The 20,164-nt window shown below is 63.3% G+C and carries 17 protein-coding genes and 1 pseudogene; 5 read left to right on the plus strand and 13 right to left on the minus strand.

Annotation, left to right across the window (positions count from 1 at the left end):
• Nucleotides 1-120 precede the first annotated feature (120 nt).
• Complete coding sequence (locus AC0L3I_RS15780) at nucleotides 121-3,360, plus strand: winged helix-turn-helix domain-containing protein (RefSeq protein WP_473527477.1); 3,240 nt, start codon at nucleotides 121-123, stop codon at nucleotides 3,358-3,360.
• A gap of 60 nt (nucleotides 3,361-3,420) precedes the next feature.
• Here the strand turns inward: AC0L3I_RS15780 and AC0L3I_RS15785 are convergent, their stop codons facing one another.
• From AC0L3I_RS15785 to AC0L3I_RS15835, 11 genes are all read right to left on the minus strand, one after another.
• Complete coding sequence (locus tag AC0L3I_RS15785; RefSeq protein ID WP_473527478.1) at nucleotides 3,421-4,056, minus strand: LysE/ArgO family amino acid transporter; 636 nt, start codon at nucleotides 4,054-4,056, stop codon at nucleotides 3,421-3,423.
• Nucleotides 4,057-4,409: 353 nt separating this feature from the next.
• Nucleotides 4,410-5,429, minus strand: a complete 1,020-nt coding sequence (locus AC0L3I_RS15790) for an isopenicillin N synthase family dioxygenase (protein ID WP_473527479.1) — start codon at nucleotides 5,427-5,429, stop codon at nucleotides 4,410-4,412.
• Between the two features lie 212 nt (nucleotides 5,430-5,641).
• Entirely contained in the window at nucleotides 5,642-6,337 is a 696-nt protein-coding gene (locus AC0L3I_RS15795; RefSeq protein ID WP_473527480.1) for an SDR family NAD(P)-dependent oxidoreductase, read from the minus strand.
• Between the two features lie 90 nt (nucleotides 6,338-6,427).
• Complete coding sequence (locus AC0L3I_RS15800) at nucleotides 6,428-6,637, minus strand: GFA family protein (RefSeq protein ID WP_473527481.1); 210 nt, start codon at nucleotides 6,635-6,637, stop codon at nucleotides 6,428-6,430.
• 45 nt (nucleotides 6,638-6,682) lie between these two features.
• Nucleotides 6,683-6,937 (minus strand): hypothetical protein, encoded by a 255-nt coding sequence (locus tag AC0L3I_RS15805; protein ID WP_473486116.1) that lies wholly within the window; start codon nucleotides 6,935-6,937, stop codon nucleotides 6,683-6,685.
• 482 nt (nucleotides 6,938-7,419) lie between these two features.
• Nucleotides 7,420-7,800 (minus strand): hypothetical protein, encoded by a 381-nt coding sequence (locus AC0L3I_RS15810; protein ID WP_473527482.1) that lies wholly within the window; start codon nucleotides 7,798-7,800, stop codon nucleotides 7,420-7,422.
• Between the two features lie 148 nt (nucleotides 7,801-7,948).
• Nucleotides 7,949-10,630: an ATP-binding protein gene (locus tag AC0L3I_RS15815; RefSeq protein WP_473527483.1), complete on the minus strand. Its 2,682-nt coding sequence runs from the start codon at nucleotides 10,628-10,630 to the stop codon at nucleotides 7,949-7,951.
• A 58-nt stretch (nucleotides 10,631-10,688) separates the two neighbouring features.
• Nucleotides 10,689-10,985, minus strand: a complete 297-nt coding sequence (locus AC0L3I_RS15820; protein ID WP_473527484.1) for a TOBE domain-containing protein — start codon at nucleotides 10,983-10,985, stop codon at nucleotides 10,689-10,691.
• Nucleotides 10,978-11,559, minus strand: a complete 582-nt coding sequence (locus tag AC0L3I_RS15825; RefSeq protein ID WP_123146829.1) for a DUF1349 domain-containing protein — start codon at nucleotides 11,557-11,559, stop codon at nucleotides 10,978-10,980. Before AC0L3I_RS15825 ends, AC0L3I_RS15820 begins: the two co-directional genes overlap by 8 nt.
• Before the next feature lie 100 nt (nucleotides 11,560-11,659).
• Nucleotides 11,660-13,177, minus strand: coding sequence for a S10 family peptidase (locus AC0L3I_RS15830; protein ID WP_473527485.1), 1,518 nt, complete (start codon nucleotides 13,175-13,177; stop codon nucleotides 11,660-11,662).
• 102 nt (nucleotides 13,178-13,279) lie between these two features.
• Nucleotides 13,280-14,377: a lactonase family protein gene (locus AC0L3I_RS15835; protein ID WP_473527486.1), complete on the minus strand. Its 1,098-nt coding sequence runs from the start codon at nucleotides 14,375-14,377 to the stop codon at nucleotides 13,280-13,282.
• A gap of 169 nt (nucleotides 14,378-14,546) precedes the next feature.
• Between AC0L3I_RS15835 and AC0L3I_RS15840 the strand changes: the two are divergent.
• The 3 genes and pseudogenes from AC0L3I_RS15840 to AC0L3I_RS15850 form a co-directional block, all read left to right on the plus strand.
• Nucleotides 14,547-14,633: pseudogene (locus AC0L3I_RS15840) on the plus strand (amine oxidase); the annotation flags it as partial.
• A 3-nt stretch (nucleotides 14,634-14,636) separates the two neighbouring features.
• The gene (locus tag AC0L3I_RS15845) at nucleotides 14,637-15,797 is read left to right on the plus strand and encodes a CaiB/BaiF CoA transferase family protein (protein WP_473527487.1); all 1,161 of its coding nucleotides are present in this window, start codon (nucleotides 14,637-14,639) and stop codon (nucleotides 15,795-15,797) included.
• A gap of 20 nt (nucleotides 15,798-15,817) precedes the next feature.
• Complete coding sequence (locus AC0L3I_RS15850; protein WP_473527532.1) at nucleotides 15,818-16,954, plus strand: extracellular solute-binding protein; 1,137 nt, start codon at nucleotides 15,818-15,820, stop codon at nucleotides 16,952-16,954.
• A 169-nt stretch (nucleotides 16,955-17,123) separates the two neighbouring features.
• Here the strand turns inward: AC0L3I_RS15850 and AC0L3I_RS15855 are convergent, their stop codons facing one another.
• Nucleotides 17,124-17,960 (minus strand): amidohydrolase family protein, encoded by an 837-nt coding sequence (locus tag AC0L3I_RS15855; protein WP_473486124.1) that lies wholly within the window; start codon nucleotides 17,958-17,960, stop codon nucleotides 17,124-17,126.
• Nucleotides 17,961-18,010: 50 nt separating this feature from the next.
• Nucleotides 18,011-18,814, minus strand: coding sequence for an IclR family transcriptional regulator (locus AC0L3I_RS15860; protein WP_473486125.1), 804 nt, complete (start codon nucleotides 18,812-18,814; stop codon nucleotides 18,011-18,013).
• A 234-nt stretch (nucleotides 18,815-19,048) separates the two neighbouring features.
• On the opposite strand from AC0L3I_RS15860, the gene AC0L3I_RS15865 reads away from it, so the two are divergent.
• Nucleotides 19,049-20,161: a mandelate racemase/muconate lactonizing enzyme family protein gene (locus tag AC0L3I_RS15865; protein WP_473486126.1), complete on the plus strand. Its 1,113-nt coding sequence runs from the start codon at nucleotides 19,049-19,051 to the stop codon at nucleotides 20,159-20,161.
• The last annotated feature ends 3 nt before the right edge of the window (nucleotides 20,162-20,164 follow it).

Consider the following 20,164-nt stretch of genomic DNA (forward strand, 5'->3'; position numbering starts at 1 on the left):
CTTCATCTGCGAAGCCACTACGAATTGTCGCATGATTGCGCTACCCTAAGGTCAATCTGGGCGGCGGGACGGTCATGGCGGCACGACCGACGCTCGATGATTGGTCGAGCGGGAGCCCCCATGACCCCCCTAGACGCCGTTGAAGCCGATGCGAAGCGCCCGCTCTCGGGCACAGGCCGGATCGCCAAACTGGCGGCGCCGCGCAGCGCCAGGATATTGAGACGGAACCGCGTTCTCGAAGCGATCGATCTGAAATCGCGATCGAGCGTATGCTGGGTGGCCGCGCCGGCCGGCTACGGCAAGACGACGGCGGTCATCGACTATCTCGAAAGCGTCGAGGCACCGCATGTGTGGTTCCGCATCGACGAGGGCGACCAGGATATTGCGCGCTTCTTTCAATATCTGGCGCAGTCACTCGCCTCGGCCGCGGACATGCCGGTGTTCGGCGTGGAGTATGCCGAGCAGCCGAAGGAGTTCGCCAGGCGCTTCTTCAGGGCTTATTTCGCGCGGTTGAAGCCCGGCACCATTCTGGTCCTGGACGATTTGCAGGACGCCGACACGCTCGAATTCCGGGCGGTGCTTTCCGTGATGTTCCGTGAGCTTCCTGACACGGTTCGCTGCATCTGCGTCTCGCGCACGCTGCCCCAGGACGAATTGGGCGACCTCGTTCTCAAGGGTCAAATGGCCGTCGTCGACCGGTGGGCGCTCGAATTCTCGACATCGGAAGCACGCGATTTCGTCAAGCTGCGTTCGAGGAACGGCGCCGTTTCAGTCGATGTCGAAGCGGCGCGCGGCTGGGCGATCGGGCTGGTTCTCCTCGCTGACCACGGTTCGGCGGTCGGACCTGACGACACGAACGGGACAGCACCCGGCGGGCAGAACGCGCTGTCGGACGTTCTCGGCCGTCATTTCTTCCTTTCCCTCCCCGCCGCCGACCAGGACATGCTGCTGAAACTCAATCTGCTGCCCGAAATCAGCGCCGAGCTGGCGGACGTTATGATCGGGTCGGGCGAAGCGGGAAAGCTGCTCGACAGGCTCTACAAGCGACAGTTGCTGGTCACGCGAACGGAAAACAGCCGCGGCGTCTTCCACCTGCACGACCTCTTGCGGGACTTCCTCGACCGACGCTTCGCGCAGCGTGTGCCGATTGAAGAGCAGAAGTCGCTCAAACAAAGGGCGGCAAAGGTCCTCGCGGACGCCGGTCGTTATGACGAAGCCATACACCTCGCCTTGCAGGCAGAGGACTGGGACCGGTCGAGCGGACTCATGCTGGGCCGGGCGGAGGCCGTGCTGGCGCAGGGACATCGGACAACCTTCATCGAATGGGTCGGCCGGTTGCCGGAAGCTTTCATGAATGGCTGGCATTTCTATTGGCTGGGCGTGGCCCACATGCCGGACGACGCGGCGGCAGAGCACTGGCTGTCGAAGGCATGGCACGCCTTTGGCGAGGCCGACGATCAGCGCGGGCTTTGTCTTACGGTGTCGCGCGCGGTGCTGGTCAAGACGGACAGTTGGCGCACCTACGAGGGTCTTTCGGTCTGGACTCGCCGGGCGTTCGAAATCATCGAGCGCGGCCTGCCGGAACTGCCTCCCGAGGAAGCGATGCTGGTGCGCATCGGTATGGTGCGGGCGCTGAACTTCGGCGACGACTACTATGGCAACAGCCCGGCCGGACAAGCGCTGGAAACCGAACTCCTGCAGCGGTTGACCCGGAATCCCGAGCAGGATCCGAGCGGCTTGCGGCTGCTTGCCAGCGAATCCCTGATCGAGCATTCGGTATCGATCATGCGGGCCGATTTGTTCACGAAGGCCGTCGACAGCGTCGTTGACGATTTGAGCGACAAGGAGATGCTGCCTTGGGTCCTCGGCATGTGGCTGGTCGAGTTTGGCGCCAAGAGCGGCCGTTATTTTCCCTACAAGAGACGGGGTTTTCCCTATCCTTCGGCCGAAGCGGCGTTGCGGGAGGCGATCGCCATCGGCGAGCGCGAATCGCTCAAGGGCGTGGAGTTCGGTGGCCTCTATCACCTTCAGATGCAGATGAAGTTCCGCAACGATTTTGCCGAGTTCCAGCAGGTGGTTGAGCGCCTGGCCGAGATCGCTGACAGCCGTTTCAGCACGCAAGTCGCCGTCGTCGCCAATTGCTTCGCTACGCTTCATGCCAGGCAAGGCGATTTCGCGGCCGCCTATCAGGATTGCGAGCGTTTCATGGCGGCGAGCGAGGCCGCCAACGAGCCGATGGTCGAGCGCTGGGCACACTATATCACGAAGTTCCAGGTGCTGCTCGCCGACAGGAAGCCGCGCGAAGCCGCCACGTTTCTTGACGATTTGCTGCCGCGGCTGGACGGCGGCGCCCGCAAACGTACCGAGATATGCATTCTGGCAGCGGCCGCGCTGGAGAGCCTGTGGGACGGCGATCCGCACTATGGCGATCGGCTGAAGCTCTTCATGGAGGCGCTCCGCGACATCAGCTGGCCAATGGTGCTCCTTAACGTTCCGGAGTTGCTCGCCGAACTGCTTGGCGATGCACTTGAGCGCGGCATCGAGCCCAAGCTTTGCCGGTCGCTGATCGGGGAACGCCGGCTGGACGTGCCGCAGCGGCGGCCCGCGGCCTGGCCATGGCCGCTCAAGGTCCACGTTCTCGGAGGCTTTCGGCTCGAACTAGACGGAAACCCTCTCCCTCTCGGCGCCAAGCCACCGACGAAGGCTCTCGACATACTGCGGGTACTGGCGATCTCGAAAGACAACACATGCTCGATGGAGACCCTTCAGGACTGGCTGTGGCCCGACCTCGACGGCGACCAGGCGCGGGCGGCCTGCGAGCAAGCGCTGCATCGGCTGCGCAAGCTGCTCGGGCGGATCGACCTCATCGTTCAGCGCGAAGGCAAGCTTCGGCTCGCATCGGACAAGGTCTGGGTCGACCTCGCCGACTGGCATGCACGGCTCAAGGCCATCACGACAACCAATGGCCGGCCGTCGGGACTGCGCCTGGAAGCGGAAGCGCTCTTCCTTGCATTCCCCGGTCCGCTGTTTCTGCACGAGCGAGCCAGCTTCTGGTCGCTCGCCGCCGCCGAAAAAGTGCGTCGCGATCTGATCGATCTCGCCTTGCGGATCGGCCAGCGGCTGGAGGCGACCAACGCCCATGAAGCGCGCTCAATTTATCTGAGGACGTTGGACCTCTATCCGGATGCCGGACCCGTCTGCAAGGCGCTGATCAAGGAGCGGCTGTCGCGCCGTGATTTCGAAGGTGCGGTCGACGACTATGCGCGCTACGAACGGGCGCTGCGTGTTGCCGGAGAAGCGGCGCCCGCTGCGGAAATACGCGCCTTGGTCGACCCCCATCTTGTGCGACACACGCGCTGAAGACGATGTGTTGCGCTGTCTGGCGAAACACCGGGCTATCCTCGATCTGGCGGTCATAACTCAAGCTCCGTTCAGGATGTTTGCGGCCAGGAGAATGGCTGCCAGGATCAGAACGAGACCGGCGATCGCGTCCATCCGCCTGCGGTAGATCGGGCGGTCGAAGCGGCGGGACAGGCTCACCCCGGCCAGGCTCCAGCCATAGAACTTGATCGCGGAAGCCGCGAGGAACCCGGCTGCGAACCCCGCCTGTTCCTCGCTGCCGTAGCTGAACGAGAGAACGCCGACGAGAAACATCGCCTCGAGCCAAACCAGAGGATTGAGCCAGGTGACGGCAAGCATCGAACCGATCGCCCGAGATCGGGACTTGCCGCCTGTCGTGGCAGCTGCCGTCCTGCGTCTGCGGCTGATGTTGAGCAAGGTGCGCGCGCCCCACCAGGCGAGGAATACGGCGCATACCGCCTGCAGGACACCGGAGATTGCGGGATGGTGCGTCAGCAGCGTCCCAAGCCCGCCGATTCCCATGGTCACCAAAGCGATTTCCGAGAGGTAACCGGTGGAAGCGACCGCAAAGGGGTGGCTGCGCGTCAGTCCCGTCTGGATCAGCATGAGGTTCTGGGGGCCGAGGGAAAAGATAAGCCCGAGGCCGAACACGAAGCCGGACACCGCTGCCGGCGACAACAGGGCGTCGGCTGTCATGTGACGCCACCCGGCTTTTTCGGTCGCGCACCCTTCGGCATCTGCCGCCTCCCACGCGACACAGTTTGGAAGGCAGGCGCATATGGATCGCTTACGGCAAAGCCGGCAGTCTCAGTTCATGGTTCGACGACCACAGCTGATTTGCCGAAATCGCACGAAAAAAATGGCCGGGCTCGAATACGGCCCGGCCAAAAGAAGGTTACAACCTTCAGAGGGGAACGCCGTTCAGCGGAATGGGAGGAAACCGTCGAACGGTCTTACCTGTTTGAGCTTGTTTGGGCGTGTTGGCGACGAACAAAATTCCAAAAGCCGGCGGGATAACGAAAATTCCCGTTCTATTTGCTCAGGCGTCTTCAGACAGGTGACGCCCTCGTCTCAAGGAGATCGGCATAGTGCCGGCGCGCCACGTCAGGATGCGAGCGCAAGCGACTTTTCAGCACGTTGGTTCCGACATCGCGAAACAGCGGATTGTCCGGATCGCTCGCCGGTCCGCGAGCCTCGGCAGCCAGTTCTTCAGGCAGGGTGAGCAACGGGATCGTCGCATCGAGCCGGGCGCTGAAGAAGAACGGAACGGAAATCCGCTCGACACCGGCCGGCGGCGTGACGACACGGTGGACCGTCGCCCTGAGATAACCATTCGATGCCAGTTCGAGGAGCTCGCCGATGTTGACCACCAGCGTTCCGGGGATGGGATCCACATTCACCCAGCTTCCGTCATATTCGACCTGCAGCCCCTTATTGTCGTCCTGAAGCAGGAGCGTCAGGAAACCGCCGTCCTTGTGTGCGCCGACGCCCTGGTCGCCGCCGGTTGCACCGCGTCCGGGATAACGCACGATCTTCATGCGGTGGTTGGGCTCACCGCTATAGATCGGATCGAAAGCGTCCTCGGCCTGGTCGAGCGACAGCGCGAAAGCCTTCAGCAGGCGGATCGCCACCGCCGTCGCCCTGGTCTGCCATGCCAGCAGTGCCGGCTTGAGTTCCGGCAGGACCGAAGGCCACTGGTTCGGCCCTTGCAGCCGCGTCCAGGCAGGAATGCCCGGCCCCTGTGGTATGGGTCGACGCTCGACGCCGATGTCGAGCTGTTCGCGCCAATCGGCCTTGCCCTTGGTCAGTTCGCCACCGGTGCGCGTGTAGCCGCGGAATTGCGGGGACTTGACCATTTCGATGGCCAGCTTGTCGGCTTCCGGCAAGGCAAAGAACCGGCGCGAGGCGTCGAGCACCTCGTCGACCTCCACAGTCGAAATTCCGTGGCCGCTGAGATAGAAGAAGCCGACATCGCGGGCCGCCGTGCGCAGGTCGAACAGAAAGGTCCGACGCTCCGACGCGCCCTGTTCGAGACGGCTGAGATCGAGCACGGGTACAATCCTGGCCATGGTCAACCTCCTCCTGCCTCAGGCTTGGATCAGGCCTCTACGGTGACACGCAGGTCGTTGCGATCAAAGCAACGCTCGATCCAATCTCAATGCCAATGGAAGAAAGTCAGCGCTGCGTTTGGCGGCCGGCAGGCAAATAACGTCCGCACGGATGTTCCACGGCACGAAGGCATCATGACAACCATATGGACGAATTGCAGTCCGGCCGAGACTCAGAAATTTTCGACCCATGGCCTGAGTTCGAGCTCCCAAGTCCAGGCGCTGCGGTGCTGCCGGTGGATTGCGAGATAGGTTTCGGCGATCGCGTCCGGAGACAGCCGGCGATCCTGCCGGTCGGGTTCGCCGGCCTGTCCGGGCTCGTTCGCCGCGATCACACCGTCGATGATGAAATGCGCGACATGGATGTTTTTCGGCGCAAGTTCGCGGGCCATGGATTGGGCCAGTCCGCGCAGGCCGAACTTTGGCATGGCAAAGCCGGCCGAACCCGGAAACCCTTTGACGCTGGCGGTGGCGCCGGTGAACAGGATCGAGCCGGAGCCGCGGGAAAGCAACCGGCGCGCGGCCTGCTGGCCGACCAGGAACCCGCCATAGGCGCCGACCAGCAATGCCTGTCTGACCGCTTCGGGTTCGAGGTCGGCGATCGGTCCGCGGGCGCGGCCGCTGGCGTTGAAAACCACAAGCGACAGCGGACCGGCCTTGTCGGCGACGTCGAACAGGTTTTCGACCGACGCAACATCGGCAACGTCCGTCTCGACCGCCAGCGCGCCCGTCTCGTCAACCAGCGCGCTCAGCTTGCCGACGTCGCGGGCAGCCAGGACCACGCGAAAGCCCTCCTTGGCGAGAAGACGTGCAAGCGAGGCGCTCAGCCCCGGCCCTGCTCCAGCGATAATTGCCACGTCCGATGTCATGGAGCTTCTCCTTTACGGATTCTGGTGTGGTACGGATTCTAGTGCGGCGATTCAGGTCCTACCACTCGTGTTTCTGAGGTAGACCATCGGTCAGATCGTAAAAATCGGATTTCGAGCCGACATACATTTGTCCGCCGAGACGAAGGCCGGTCGGCCGATCAAGGGTCGACTTGCAGCCCGCCATGACGGCAAAGTTGCCGCTTGGTGCGCGCACATTGAGCAATGCCAGGCGATCGGCTGAGCAAGCTCGCCTGCAATCTCGTAGCGCACGCCGCCGCAGAGACAACGTCCCGTCGCCATCCGGTCCTCCGTGATCCGCCGCAATCGAGTAGTGCGGTTGGATTGTTATGACATCGAGGGTTTCGGCGCCAGCACAGCCGCTGGTGTGGTGAATGGCCCCTGCGTAGCGAAAAGGACAATGCCCGCATCGCGCACGAGGTCGATGCGGACCGCTTCTTCAAACTGATGTCCGATCTGCTGCGGGATTAGGGCGAATTCGAACGGCACCCTCCTGATCTTGCGTGGATCGCAGAGGGGCGGCGCTACCGACTTGAAGGATCGGTGCGCGCACCCGCCGACGGCGCGCGATTTCGACGCCATCGGCGGCTTCCTGTGCCTCACCCCACTGCCCTCTTCCTTCGGATCAGGAAGGCGTGAATGATCTTGGGAAAGTCTTCCACGCTGCGAGCCCAACTCTATGCGTGCCGGCGGGTACGCAAATCGGTGCCATCACCCATTTTTGGGCGGCCGGTTTCCCAGTTTTCGCGGGCGTGTTCTTGCTTTTGCGGGAATTACCTACTTTTCGTGCGGTTCCAGGCGATAGGCGCCCGTCGGGAACGACGCGTTTTTGTATGCAGCGGTATCGCCATGCAGTCCGCGGTGGCTCCGATGCCCACGGCGCTTATGAAACCGAGCAGGATGATGGAAATGCAGCAAACAGCGTTGATCGCGAGCGCCGTCACCATCTGCCAGTCCCGCACCGCTACGAGGGTGTAGGCGACAATGGAAAGATGCGATGCGGCGAAAAGGCTCCAGGTCCAATAAGAGACCGCAGTCGCACCGAGCGGCCGCCCATTACCGGCTCACCGGTCGAGAGCATCCTGGATCGATGCTTGTTCCATCGGATCGGCCATCGGAGTGGCAGCGGGCTCGCTCACGAGAACCGTGGCGCCGTCTCGCATAATCTCGAAATCGAGAGATGGCTGGCCGACGGCTTGAGGCAAGGAGATCACCATGTTTTGCCCCGGTCCGAGCGTGGAGACGAACCGCATCGGCTGCGCATCGGCCCCTGAAGCCAGGGTCGCAACGACCCGGTAGCCGTCCTGCTCGACCGTGTAGTAGACGACGCCTTTGACGTGGCCGAAATGGATGCTGTGGCCGTTCCCCGGCGCAAGTTCCGAAGCCGCGGCCACGATCGTGGTGGCGAGCAAGACCGTCGCAAATGCGGTAGAATATCTGATCATTGCTATTCTCTCCGATTGGCGAGCTCATGGACTGCTTCGCAGTCTGTTCCAAACTCACAAGCGCAACCTATGCGCGGGGGCATTCGCGCACATCGGTACGGTCACCTAGTTTCCCGGCAGCTGATCTCCTAGTTTTTCACGGGCTTGCCTAGTTTTCACGGACTTGCAGCGCAACTGCCGACGGCAAAAGCCAGGGCTCGCCGCGAAGGCGGAGCAGAATTTCCATCCGGTTTGCTGCGTTGAATTTGCCGAGCACGGCGGAGACCTGGTGCTCGATTGTCCGCGGCGAGCGCGACAGACGCCGTGCCGCCTCCTTGTTGCCCAAACCTTGAGCGATCATTGTGAGTACCTGTTGTTCTTGCCTCGTCAGGCCCAGTGGATGCTGCCTAGCCACGGTGTACGGCCCCCGGCGCTGCTTCGGCAGCTGATTGGCAGCTCCGATGCGCTGCGCCAGCTTTCGCGCCAGCGCTGCCGCGGGGCGCGCTTCGACGCCCTCGAATGTAGCCACGGCGCGAGCCAGCGCCGCGCCGGCATCGGTTCCGCGGACCTGCATGAGGGCGAGCGCTGACTCATAGGGAAGACCCAGGCGGGACCATTCTGCCGAGGCCGCCGTCGGGTCGCCGCGGAGTTCCAATGCTTGCGGCAAAGGAATAATGCGGCCGGCCGGCACCGGCAGCGATCCCGCCATTCCGCAGCGCTGCCACCAGACTGCCAGTTCACCGACGTCCCAGGGACGGAAATTGTCGAGGTCCATTTCGGTGAGGGCCGTCAGCTGCTCGTGACCGGCGCCGGGCTCCTCGGCAAGCCAGGCGGCCTCGGCCAGCGCCAAGCGAACCGGTATGACGCGTTGAGCCTCGCCGGTCGTCAGACCCTCCTGGAGCGCCTGCTCCAGCAGGGCCGCGCCACTGGGTTCACCCAGCCGGATCCGCGCCCTGCCGAGTTCCGTCAGAGCCGGCAGGTGCATCACCATCGGCAGGCGTTCCAGATTCATGACGCCTTGGGCAATCGTCTCGGCCTCGCGAAAGCGGCCCTGCTCGGTACGAAGCTGTGCCTGCCGGCCGAGCAGGTATTGCGCAGCCGAATCGAGGTCGTGCCTGGCGCAAAACGCAATCCCTTCCGCGAGCAGCCGTTCGGCCAAGGCGAAGTCCTTGGCCACTACCGCGCATTCGGCGAAGTTCGTATAGGCTCGCGACGCATGGTCGTGAAACCCGTGATCGAGCGCCAGGGTAAGGCTTTCCTCCAACCGCTCACGCCCGCCCGGGCGGTCGGCGAACATCAGCGCTGTGCCGACATTGTTCAGGGCGTGGACGCGTGTCTCGACCTCACCCAACCGGTCCGCCAGGCTGATCGCGCGCTCGCCCCATTCGATCGCCTCGTTGAAGCGATAATGCAGCATGTGTAGCTGCGAGCGCGTGCTGTAGGCCATCGCCAGTTCCGGCCCAGGCGGCAGGTTCTCCACTTCACGCACTGCCTGATCCGCGTAGTCTTCCGCCTCCTGACCCTCTCCGCGGCGCCAGTGGAGACGCGACAGCCAGCGCAGATTGGCCCCGACCTTGTCGATGCGCCCAAGCTCCCGCCAGATCGCAATGGCGCGATGCCGCGCCTCGATGATTTCATCGTAGACGAACAGTGACAGGCCCGCCTCGTAGGCCCAGTCTTCACAAAGCTGGGCAGCCAGCGCCGACGGAGCCTCTGAAACGTATCGGAGTGCGGTCGCCAGATGTGAAGCCGCCTCTCTATGCGCGCCCAGACGCGCGGCCTGCTCGGCGGCCTGCGGCGCGAGCTCCAGGACGCGTTCGCCGTTGTCGGCGCCGCCGGCATGGTGTACCCGTCGCGACAGTAGAGCGCTTGCCTGCGCCGCCGGAAGTTCGGAGAGTGCCGCTTCGACTTTCGCATGCAGTGACCGTTGGAGAGACGGAGCGAGGCGGTCGAGCGTCGCTTCCCTGGCAAGCTCGTGGCGAAACGTCAGCGCGCCTTGAACATCCCGCCGCAGCAATCCCCGTCCCACGCACTGATCCACGAGAACTTCGGTCTCGTCCCCGAGAAGTGCCCGGATCAGCCACGGCTCAACGCTGCCCGGCATGATGCTCATGACCTCCAGCACCTCGCGCTCTCCTGGGGTCAGGCGCGACAAGCGCGACCAGACCGCATCGCGTATGGAATCGGGCACGCGCCCCGATTCGATCTCACTGCTAGACAGGAGTTCGGTGACGAAGAAGGGATTGCCCTCGGTAATGCGATAAAGCCCGTCGGCGGAGCGGCCGGCCCGCTCGGCCAGCACCGTCACCGCCTGGGAAGACAGCGGTTCCAGGGTCACGCGGCTCACCGAGGCGGACGGAAGGTCGCCGAGCACGTGGGTCAGAGGATGATCGGCACTTATCTCGTCTCTGCGCATGCTGAGCACCAGCATCGTGCGAAGCAGGGAGACGCGGCGACCGAGGTATCTTACCAGGTCAAGTGTCGCATTGTCGGCCCATTGCATGTCCTCGAAGACGAGCACGGTCGTGCTCTTGGTGTGCTGAAGCGCATTCAACAACGCCGGAAAAAGCCGCTCCGGCGCCGCGGTCTCCTCGAGCAGCTCCGCCACGCGGGGGTCTAGCAGGTGCGCCATGTCCTGAAGAGGACCGAGCGGGCGCGGTGTGAAGAGCGCCTCGCACCAGCCCCACAGCATTCGGTAATTCCTGTCCGCGTTTTCAGCGAATTCGCGCAGGAGGGAAGTCTTGCCGACGCCCGCTTCGCCGTCCACCAGCACGGTCCCGCCGTGTCCGGCCGCAGCTCTCTCGGCGCTAGCCAACAAAGTTCCAAGCGGCCCCTCTCGCTCAAGCAGCATAAAAGCTCACGCCTCCTTAACCTTGAAGGTACAGCAGTAAGCCTCGAGTGCAACAACGTCATTTCACGCGGATTGATTGGAATGACGGCTTTCGTCTATTTCGTCTTCGATCGCATCGTGGATGGCTGCCGACGGCGCGAACGCCGTCGGATAGGCAGATAGTGTAGAAAGACCTGCTGCCGATGAAGATGACATCCTCGACCCGTCCCACCGCCGATTGCGTGGTGTCGTTGTCCCGGTTGAAGCGGAAGGATTCCGGTCGGATTGAGACGATCACCTTGCCGCCTATTCGCCTGTCGGAACGATGCTGCTGTGAAAGCGGCGCCCCGATCCGGTGCCACGACGCATCAGTCATGGAGTTCCCTCGAGATCGCCGGGCCGACCGAAAAATCGCTGAATGTGACTTCGAAACCTTCACGTTGCGGCGAACAGCACATCATGCCGATATCGACTGTTTTCGAGGGCGGGAAGTAGGCGAGCCGCACCGGCTTCCAGTGATGGTCGGAGGCATCAAGATACTGAACACGGATGGTCCCGGCATGGCGGGTCAGCCGGATCCTGACGCCGTCCGGACCAGCCGGGATGCTGACCAACGACCAGTCGGAAGCATCATTGGTGACGACGACGGAAAAATATGCCAGCCCGTCGGTGAACTCGATGCCGGCCTTGACCCAGTGCGTCTCGCTCAGCCGGACCATCAAACCGGCCTGATCATAGAGCACCTTGTAGTCCCCCTTGACGGTGACCTCGGCGCTGAAGTCGCCCTCGACCTGCCGGTAGAGGAAGTGGCCATTGTCGCGCCAGAAGCCATAAAACGTCTCGCGCCAGAAATCGGTCTCCTTGCCGGTCCGCACATGCACGGAGCTGTCGCCGAAAGCATGATGCGGTGGCGGGTTGAGCCAGGTCAGTTCTGCATTCTGAGATGTCATCGACTTGCTCGTCTCTCCAGTTCGCCTTGCCTTGTCCGTCGCTCATGCGAAGAGGCGGCTACGATCTCATCCAGATCATTTGTACCCGGCTTCAACCGTTTCATTTCGGCGCTTGGTAAAGCTCGGACGCGGCCTCTCTCAGCGCGCGCCGGCTGTCTGGCCTGAAATACATCATGTGGCCGCCTTCCAGCAGGTCGACGCGGATGGGCTTTGCGCCGGGAAGCGAAGGAACCTGGCCGACCAGGTAGCGTGACACCAGATAGGGTGTCACCAGGTCGGTGTAGCCGTTGACGATCAAAATGCCGAGGCCGGGATTTAGCACGCGAGCCTGCTGAAGGTCATCCATCACGCCGACATAGCCCTGTCGCGTCGGGCTCGTCCCGTAATCCCAATTGCCGCTGACTTCACGGTTGAGAAGCCGGTAGCTTAGATCGGTGCGGAATTTCAGTTCCTCCCTGATATAGCTGACAAAGGCGGATGTGAGCGCCGGCACACTTCGGTCGAGCACCGGATCAGGGCCGCGAGGCCTTGGGCTTTCCGGAGCGATGTCTGCGGTTTCGATCGTGCCGTCATAGGCGCTGAGGACATTGCCCCTTGCCCGCGCAAACTCCTTGGCGAAGAGGGCGGTGGGAATGCGCGCAAAGTTTCGTTTGACGAGTTCGAGCGGCAGGCCGGTGATTTCGGCAACGCGCGGGCTCGCCAGGCGCCCACCCTGTTCGAGCCCGCTGGCGAGCGCGACGAGGTAGTCGCCAAGCGCATAGCGTTCGACATCGGCCAACCGCTCCTGCAGTTCGGAACCGGTGACGCCTTCGCTGCGCAGGCGCACCGCCGCTAGCGACGGCAGTTCAAGCGCCCAATGGAGCGGCTGGAACTCGTCGGGCCGCACGAGTGTGAATTCGAGCGCCGGCGAGATGAGCACGATGCCGCGAGGACTGATGCCGATATCATCCTGAAGCGTCTTGGCAAGCAGTGCCGCCCGAAACCCACCATAGCTTTCGCCGGCCAGAAACACTGGCGACGCCGTGCGGCCCGCCTGCGCCAGATAGAGCCGGATGAAGGCGCCCATCGTGGCACCGTCTTGGTTGACGCCCCAGAAGCTGCGTGCCTCGGTTCCGGGTGCTTCGCGGCTGTAACCCGTTCCGACGGGGTCGACAAAGACCAGGTCGGTCATGTCGAGCCATGTGTTCGGGTTGTCCAAAAGCCGCTGCGGCGATGGGAGAAAACTTCCATTAGCCGCCGTCGCCATCACGCGTGGACCGAGCGCGCCGAGATGCAGATAGGCGGAAGCTGCTCCGGGACCACCGTTGAATACGAAAGTGATCGGGCGCTGGGGATCAGGTTCCCGGCTTGGCTCGGGACGCAGCGTGTAGGCGACATGAAAGATTTCCGCGGTGACGTCGCCCTTGCCGGATAGCAACGACAGCGTGCCGGCCCTTGCCTGATAGTTGAGCGTGCGTCCCGCGATGACGATCGAATGATCAGAGACCTGGGGCGGCGGAAGCAGCGACAGAACGCCGCCCGAAGGCGACGGCCGCTCGGCCACTTCCGCATGGCCGGCTGGAAGGCCGCCAACCAGCAGCAGCATAGCAAGGGTGATTTCTAGCAGCTTGGTACGCATGACGACTCCGCAGCGGAACGACTGGAAGCTACCACGCCGATGGCTCAGCCGAAATCACAGGACCGTGCACGCCCTCGCTGCTGGAAGGAGACAGCGTGACTTTCAACGCACGATCTTCACGCACATCGGCGTGCCGACATCGATGGATCGCCCGGTGTTGGCCAGCCGCCCCGTGGCCGCGTCGCGCGCGAAAATCGAGATGCGGTCGGCGTTCTGGTTGGCCGAGAAGAGATGGCCGCCCGAGGGCGTCAGTGCCAGATTGCGCGGCGTGGCGCCCCCGCACGGCGCATAGTCGACGAGCGCGAGCCTGCCAGTCTGCTGGTCGACAGAAAACACCGCAACGCTGTCATGGCCGCGGTTGGAACCGTAGAGGAAGCGGCCATCGGGCGAGATCTGGATGTCGGCGCAATGATTGCCGCCGCGCGCCTGCTCTGGGACCGCCGGCTTCGTGTCGATGACCGAGAGCCTTCCTGTCGTATCGTCGAGCGCAAGCGACGCCACCGTTGAATCCAGTTCGTTCATCACGAATACGAAGCGCCCGCCTGGGTGCAGCGCCACGTGACGTGGGCCGGCGCCGGGCGCAAGCACCGACTCCGCCAGCCTGGTCAGGCTGCCGTCACGCCCGATGCGGTACGAGACAAGCCGATCGATGCCGAGATCGGCGACGATCGCCACGCCGCCGGCAATCGTCTCGGTGACGCTGTGAGCATGGGAGCGTTCCTGACGAGCTGTATCGGGGCCTGTTCCGGCATGGGTAACGCTCGACAACGGCGCGGTCAGACCACCGTCCTCGCGCAGCCCATAGACGACGACCGAGCGATCGGGACCGCCTTCGCCGATGCCGTAATTGGCGACCAGCAGCTTCGTTCCGTCGCGCGTGATGGTGTTGTGCGCGGTGATGCTGCCAAGCGTCGGCTGCTTGTTGATGTAGGAAAGCGCGGCGGTTTGCCTGTCGAAGCGGTAGGCCGAGACCACGCCTTCGCGCCAGGTGAGCACCTCGGAATTGGCATAGACGTGGGAGCCGTCCGGCGTCACCGACAGAAAGGTCGGATTGTCGATGTCACCCGTCTCAGTCAGTTTCCTCGTCTCCAGCGTCTCTTCGTCGAAGCTGTAGACGCCGAGCCCGACGCCGCGCGCGCCCTGAAAATAAGGCGCCTCGCGGTTGAGACTGCCGACAAAGACCAGACAGGCATTCCGCATAAATCCTCCCTTGTTCCGCGGCGTTGGCCGCCGCGGATTCGCGCGAAATTTCGCCTGTTCACGCTTGCAAGGCAATCCCATATGTGAAAAGTTTATTCACAAAAGAAGACTGACGGGAGGATAGATCATGCAATTCGCTGTTCCACGGTTCGTCGGCACCGGTGATCGCGAAGGAGAGCTCGTGCTTTACTGCGAGCACCTGCAGACGGTGAAGTACCACAATCCGGCCGATTTCGCCGGCAAGACGGAGAAATAGGCGATGGCTGCCATTGCCGAATTGCCGCTGACCGGGCTCGTCGTCGTCGACATGAGCCAGTTCCTGTCCGGGCCCTACTGCTCGCTGAGACTGCTCGATCTCGGCGCCCGCGTCATCAAGATCGAACGCCCGGATGGCGGTGACCTGTCGCGCCGGCTTTATCTCAGCGACACCGAGATCGGCGGCGACTCTACAATCTTCCACGCCATCAACCGCGCCAAGGAAAGCTTTGCCATCGACCTCAAGGACGAGGCCGACCTTGCGGCGCTGCGCTGCCTGCTGGCCAAGGCCGACGTGCTGATCCAGAATTTCCGGCCCGGCGTCATCGAGCGCCTGGGTCTCGACTACGAGGCGGTGCGCAAGATCAATCCGCGCCTGGTCTATGCCTCGATCAGCGGCTATGGCGAGGAAGGCCCCTGGGTCAAGCGGCCTGGGCAGGATCTGCTGGCGCAAGCCCGCTCCGGCGTGATGTGGCTGAACGGCGACGAGGACCAGGGGCCGGTGCCTTTCGGCCTGGCGATTGCCGACATGCTGGCGGGCTCCGCCGCCGCGCAAGGTATCCTTGCCGCACTGGTGCGGCGCGGCGTGACCGGTACGGGCAGCCATGTCGAGACCAGCCTGCTCGAAGCGCTGGTCGATTTCCAGTTCGAGGTGCTGACCACGCATCTCAATGACGGCCGCCGCCTGCCGCGGCGATCGGGGTTCCGCAGCGCCCATGCCTATCTGTCGGCGCCTTACGGCGTCTATCCGGCCAAGGACGGCTATCTCGCGATCGCGATGACGCCGATCCCGAAGCTGGCCGATCTTTTGGAGCTCGAAGCGCTTGCGCCCTATCGCGATCAGCCGTCGACCTGGTTCACCGCCCGCGACGAGATCAAGGCGATCATCGCGCAAAAAACCGCGACGAAGACGGTCGACGAATGGCTTGTCATCCTCGAGCCTGCCGACATCTGGTGCGCCAAGGTGCTGACCTGGCCGGAGATGATGGCCAGCGAGGGCTTCCAGGTGCTCGACATGCTGCAGACTGTGACGCGCGAGGATGACGTCTCGATCCTCACCACGCGCTCGCCGCTCAGGGTCGATGGTGTGCGCGCCAAAGTCGAGCGGGCCGCGCCGCGGATCGGCGAGCACAGCGCAATGATCCGCAAGGAATTCGGACTGTGAGCGAGGTGACGCTCAAAGGCATGACCTGGAGCCATCCACGCGGCTACGACCCGATGGTCGCTTGTTCGGGACTGTGGAAGCAACGGACCGGCGTCACTATCGAATGGGACAAGCGCTCACTGCAGGATTTCGAATCCTTCCCGGTCGAGGAACTGGCCCGTGCCTATGATTTGATCGTCATCGATCATCCGCATGTCGGCCAGATCACCGCCGAGAATTGTTTGGCGCCGCTCGATGTCGTTGGCCGCGAAGCGGAGCGCGCGGCGCTGGCGGCGGGCAGCGTCGGCCGGTCCTATCCGAGCTACAACTGGCAGGGCCGGCAGTGGGCGTTTCCGATCGACACGGCGAGCCAGGTGCAGGCGTGGCGGCCGGACATGCTTCCCGCCGCCCCGGCGAACTGGGCCGATGTGCTCGATCTGGCACGGCAAGGCCGCGTGCTGTTGCCGATGAGGCCGCCGCATTCGCTGATGGTGTTCTACACGCTTGCCGGCAATCTCGGCCGGCCCGCCGTCGAAGAGCCTGGCGCCCACGTAAATCCTGACACGGGCAGCCGCGGTTTCGAGATGATGCGCGAGGTCGCGGCTCTCGTCGATCCGGCCTGCCTCGGCATGGACCCGATCGACGTCCTGGAGCAAATGGCCAGCTCCGGCTCACGGATCGCCTGCGCGCCGCTGATCTATGGCTATGTCTCCTATGCCATCGCCGGCTTTCGGAGCAGCCGCCTTGCCTTCGCGGACATTCCGGCTGCGGGCAATGCCGATCCGGTCGGCTCGGCGCTCGGCGGAACCGGCATTGCCATGTCGGCCTTTTCGAAGGCGAAGCAGGCGGCAATCGACTTCGCCTACTGGATCGCCAGCGGCGAGGTGCAGCGCGGCCCCTATGCGTCGGCCGGCGGCCAGCCCGGCCATGCCGCAGCTTGGGACGATGCAGCCGTCAACACAGCCGCCGGTAATTTCTACATCAATACCCGCGGCACAGTCGAGGGTGCCTGGGTCAGGCCACGCCATGATGGCTACATGGCATTCCAGCAGGCTGCGTCCGATCGCATCAATCTCGGCCTGACCGAGAAGCACGATGCCGGCCGCGTCGTTGCCGATCTCAATCGCCTGTTTGTGGAGAGTTTCCCGGCACCCGGCGCTGCCGGTGGAGGATCCTGAAACCAACTAAATGGAGGAGAACATGAACAGTCTGATCCGCGGCAACCCACGCTGCTGATCGGCCTCGGCTTCCGGCTGTCGACCGCAGGCGGCAATCGAGCGCGGTGATCGTGCTACTGGTTTCGCTCCACGGCCGCGAGCGGGACGTGCGACGACGATCTGAGGCGGCTTACAAGCTCCACAGCCGCTTCGCGTTGGCGGACAGCAGCTTTGTCCGTTCGTCGACGCTTGCACCGGCAAGCAGCGCGTGCGTCGCCGCCACCCAGGTCGCAAGCCCGCCGCCAAGCGTGCAGACCGGCCAGTCGCTGCCCCACACGACGCGGTCCCAGCCGAAGCATTCGATGGTGTGCTCCACATAGGAACGCAGCGTTTCGATAGTCCACGATCCAGTGTCCGCATAGGCGACCACACCGGAAATTTTGCCGACGACGTTCGGGCGGCGCGCAATCTCCGCCATATGCTCGCGCCAGGGATGCTCACTGCTGCCCTTGATGTCGGGCACGCCGCAATGGTCGAGCACGAACTGCACGTCCGGCGCGAGATCGGCGAGTGCAATCGCCTTGGGGATTTGGTGCGGCAGGACGACGAGGTCGAAGGTCAATTGTGTGCCGGCAAGCCGTTTGATGTTTTCGCGAAACAGCGCGCCTTCCGAAAGCTCGTCCGGCATGACGTGGAGCACCCGCCGAAAACCCTTGACGAAGGGATCGGCGCGCTGGCGCTCGATATAGGCGGCAAAGCCCGGCTCTTCCGGACGGCAGGAGGCGATCGCCCCGCGCAGCAAACTGTCCCTCTGTTGTGACAGCGCTTTCACATGGCTGGTCTCGGCCTCGATGTCGGCTGGATCGACATCGACTTCCATATGCAACGCGCCCTCTATGCCGGCACGGCGGGCCTGGATTGCATATTCGTCGTAGGAAAAATCGCGGTTGAGCGCCGGCACGCCGGAGAGCCAGGGATAGCGCAGTGCCGACTGGTCGATCAGGTGCAGATGGGTATCGAAGATCATGACGGCGCTCTCCTCCTTCGGCGTTTCAAATCATCTCACGGAGAAATCTTTCATTCAAATAAGAATTTACGTACCTGCCTGACCGTTGATCCCGCCAGTTGCGACAGCTTTTCGGTCGCCGCCAGCAACAGCTCTATCGTCCTGGTGATATCGGGCGCCTTGGGTGCGTTGACCAGGGTTATGTAGGGGATCGACAGCGCGGCGATCGCCCTGCCGTCCGAGCCAAGCACGGGTGCCGACAGGTTGAAGACACCGGCGGTCTGCATCGACGCCATCATCTCATAGCCGCGTTCACGAATCTGGTCGAGGCGGGCGAAGAATTCCGGCGATTGAGGCGGCTTGTCGGTGCTGCGCAGATGTTCGGAGATCATCATCTGCCGCTCTTCCGGTGAGCGGAACGCCAGCAACACATGTCCGGAGCCGGTGTCGAACAGGCTGATATGGGAGCCAACACGAATCGAGATGCCCCAATAGTCCGGAGCTTCTTGCTGCGCGATAACCACGGCAGAACCGCGGTCGAAGACGACAAGCTGGTTTGCCTGCTGCGAGGTTTCGGCAAGTTCACGCATCAGCGGCGTCGCATAGGAGACCAGCCGCCGCACCGGCGCGTGCAACTGCGCCAGTCCAAACAGCTTGAGCGTCAGCGAATAACGATCACCGTCGGGCCGCGTGACGTAGCCGCGTCGCACCAGCCGGTCCAGCATACGGTAGAACTCGTTGGGGCTGCGGTCGAGCTTCTTGGCGATTTCCGCCTGCGTCAGGCCGCCGTCGACGCCGGCCAGAAGCTCGAGGATGTCGAGCCCCTTGTCGAGCGCCGGGGCGCGATATCGGTCCTCGTCCTCGTCCTCCGCCATAGCACTCCCCAGTGAATTTTGACATTCATATACGCACAATGGCTGTATCCGGAAAGAACTTTCAAACTTGACGACCCCGTAAATGTTTTGTTTGTATATGAATTAAGCCTGCAAATCGGGTCGGCGCGACGGGAACCGCTTAAGGCCAGGCGACCGGGTGAAAATGAGCCTGGACCTGTCGCCGGCCCATCTGTTTTCTGCCCGATACCGGCAAGACATTGCGAGGTTGACGTCATGGCAAAGATCGAAAAAGTCGAACTGCGCATGGTCGACCTGGTGCCGAAGGTCAAGCGCACCGATGCGATCCAGAGTTTCGTCAGCCAGGAGACACCGATCGTCACCATCACCGACACCGACGGCGCGGTCGGCACCGGCTACAGCTACACGATCGGCACCGGCGGCTCCTCGGTGATGCGGCTCCTGGCCGATCACCTCGCGCCGCGGCTGATCGGCCGCGACGCCGATATGATCGAGGCGATCTGGCACGAGCTCGAATTCGCCACCCACGCCACGACGATCGGCGCGATCACGGCAATCGCGCTCGCGGCCATCGATACGGCGCTGTGGGATCTCAGGGCGAAGAAGCAAAACCTGCCGCTGTGGAAGCTGGCCGGCGGCGCCAAGGACCGCTGTCCGCTCTACACGACCGAAGGCGGCTGGCTGCACATCGAGACCGAGGCGCTGGTCGAAGACGCGCTGGCCGCCAAGGCCAAGGGTTTTCGCGGCTCGAAGGTCAAGATCGGCAAGCCGCACGGCTCCGAGGATCTCGCCCGGCTGACCGCGGTGCGCCAGGCGGTCGGCTCATCCTACGAGATCATGACCGACTGCAACCAGGGCTTTTCGGTCGACGAGGCGATCCGCCGGGCGGAGCGGCTGCGCGATCTCGACCTCGCCTGGATCGAGGAACCGCTGCCGGCCGACGACATAGACGGCCATGTGCGGCTGTCGAATGCGACGTCGACGCCGATCGCCATTGGCGAGTCGCTCTACTCGATCCGGCACTTCCGCGAATATATGCAAAAAGGCGGCTGCTCGATCGTGCAGGTCGATGTCGGCCGCATCGGCGGCATCACGCCCTGGCTGAAGGTCGCGCATGCTGCCGAGGCGTTCGACATCCCGGTCTGCCCGCATTTCCTGATGGAACTGCATGTCAGCCTGACCTGCGCCATTCAGAACGGCCGATATGTCGAGTATATTCCCCAGCTTGACGAGTTGACCGGCAAGAAAATGCGCATCGAGAACGGGCACGCATTGGCGCCCGACGAGCCCGGCATCGGCATTGACTGGGATTGGGACGCGGTCAAGGCGAAGAGCATCGCGGAATTCACGACCGAAATAATGGAGTAGGGA

The sequence above is a fragment of the Mesorhizobium sp. WSM4840 genome (genome assembly GCF_055811755.1).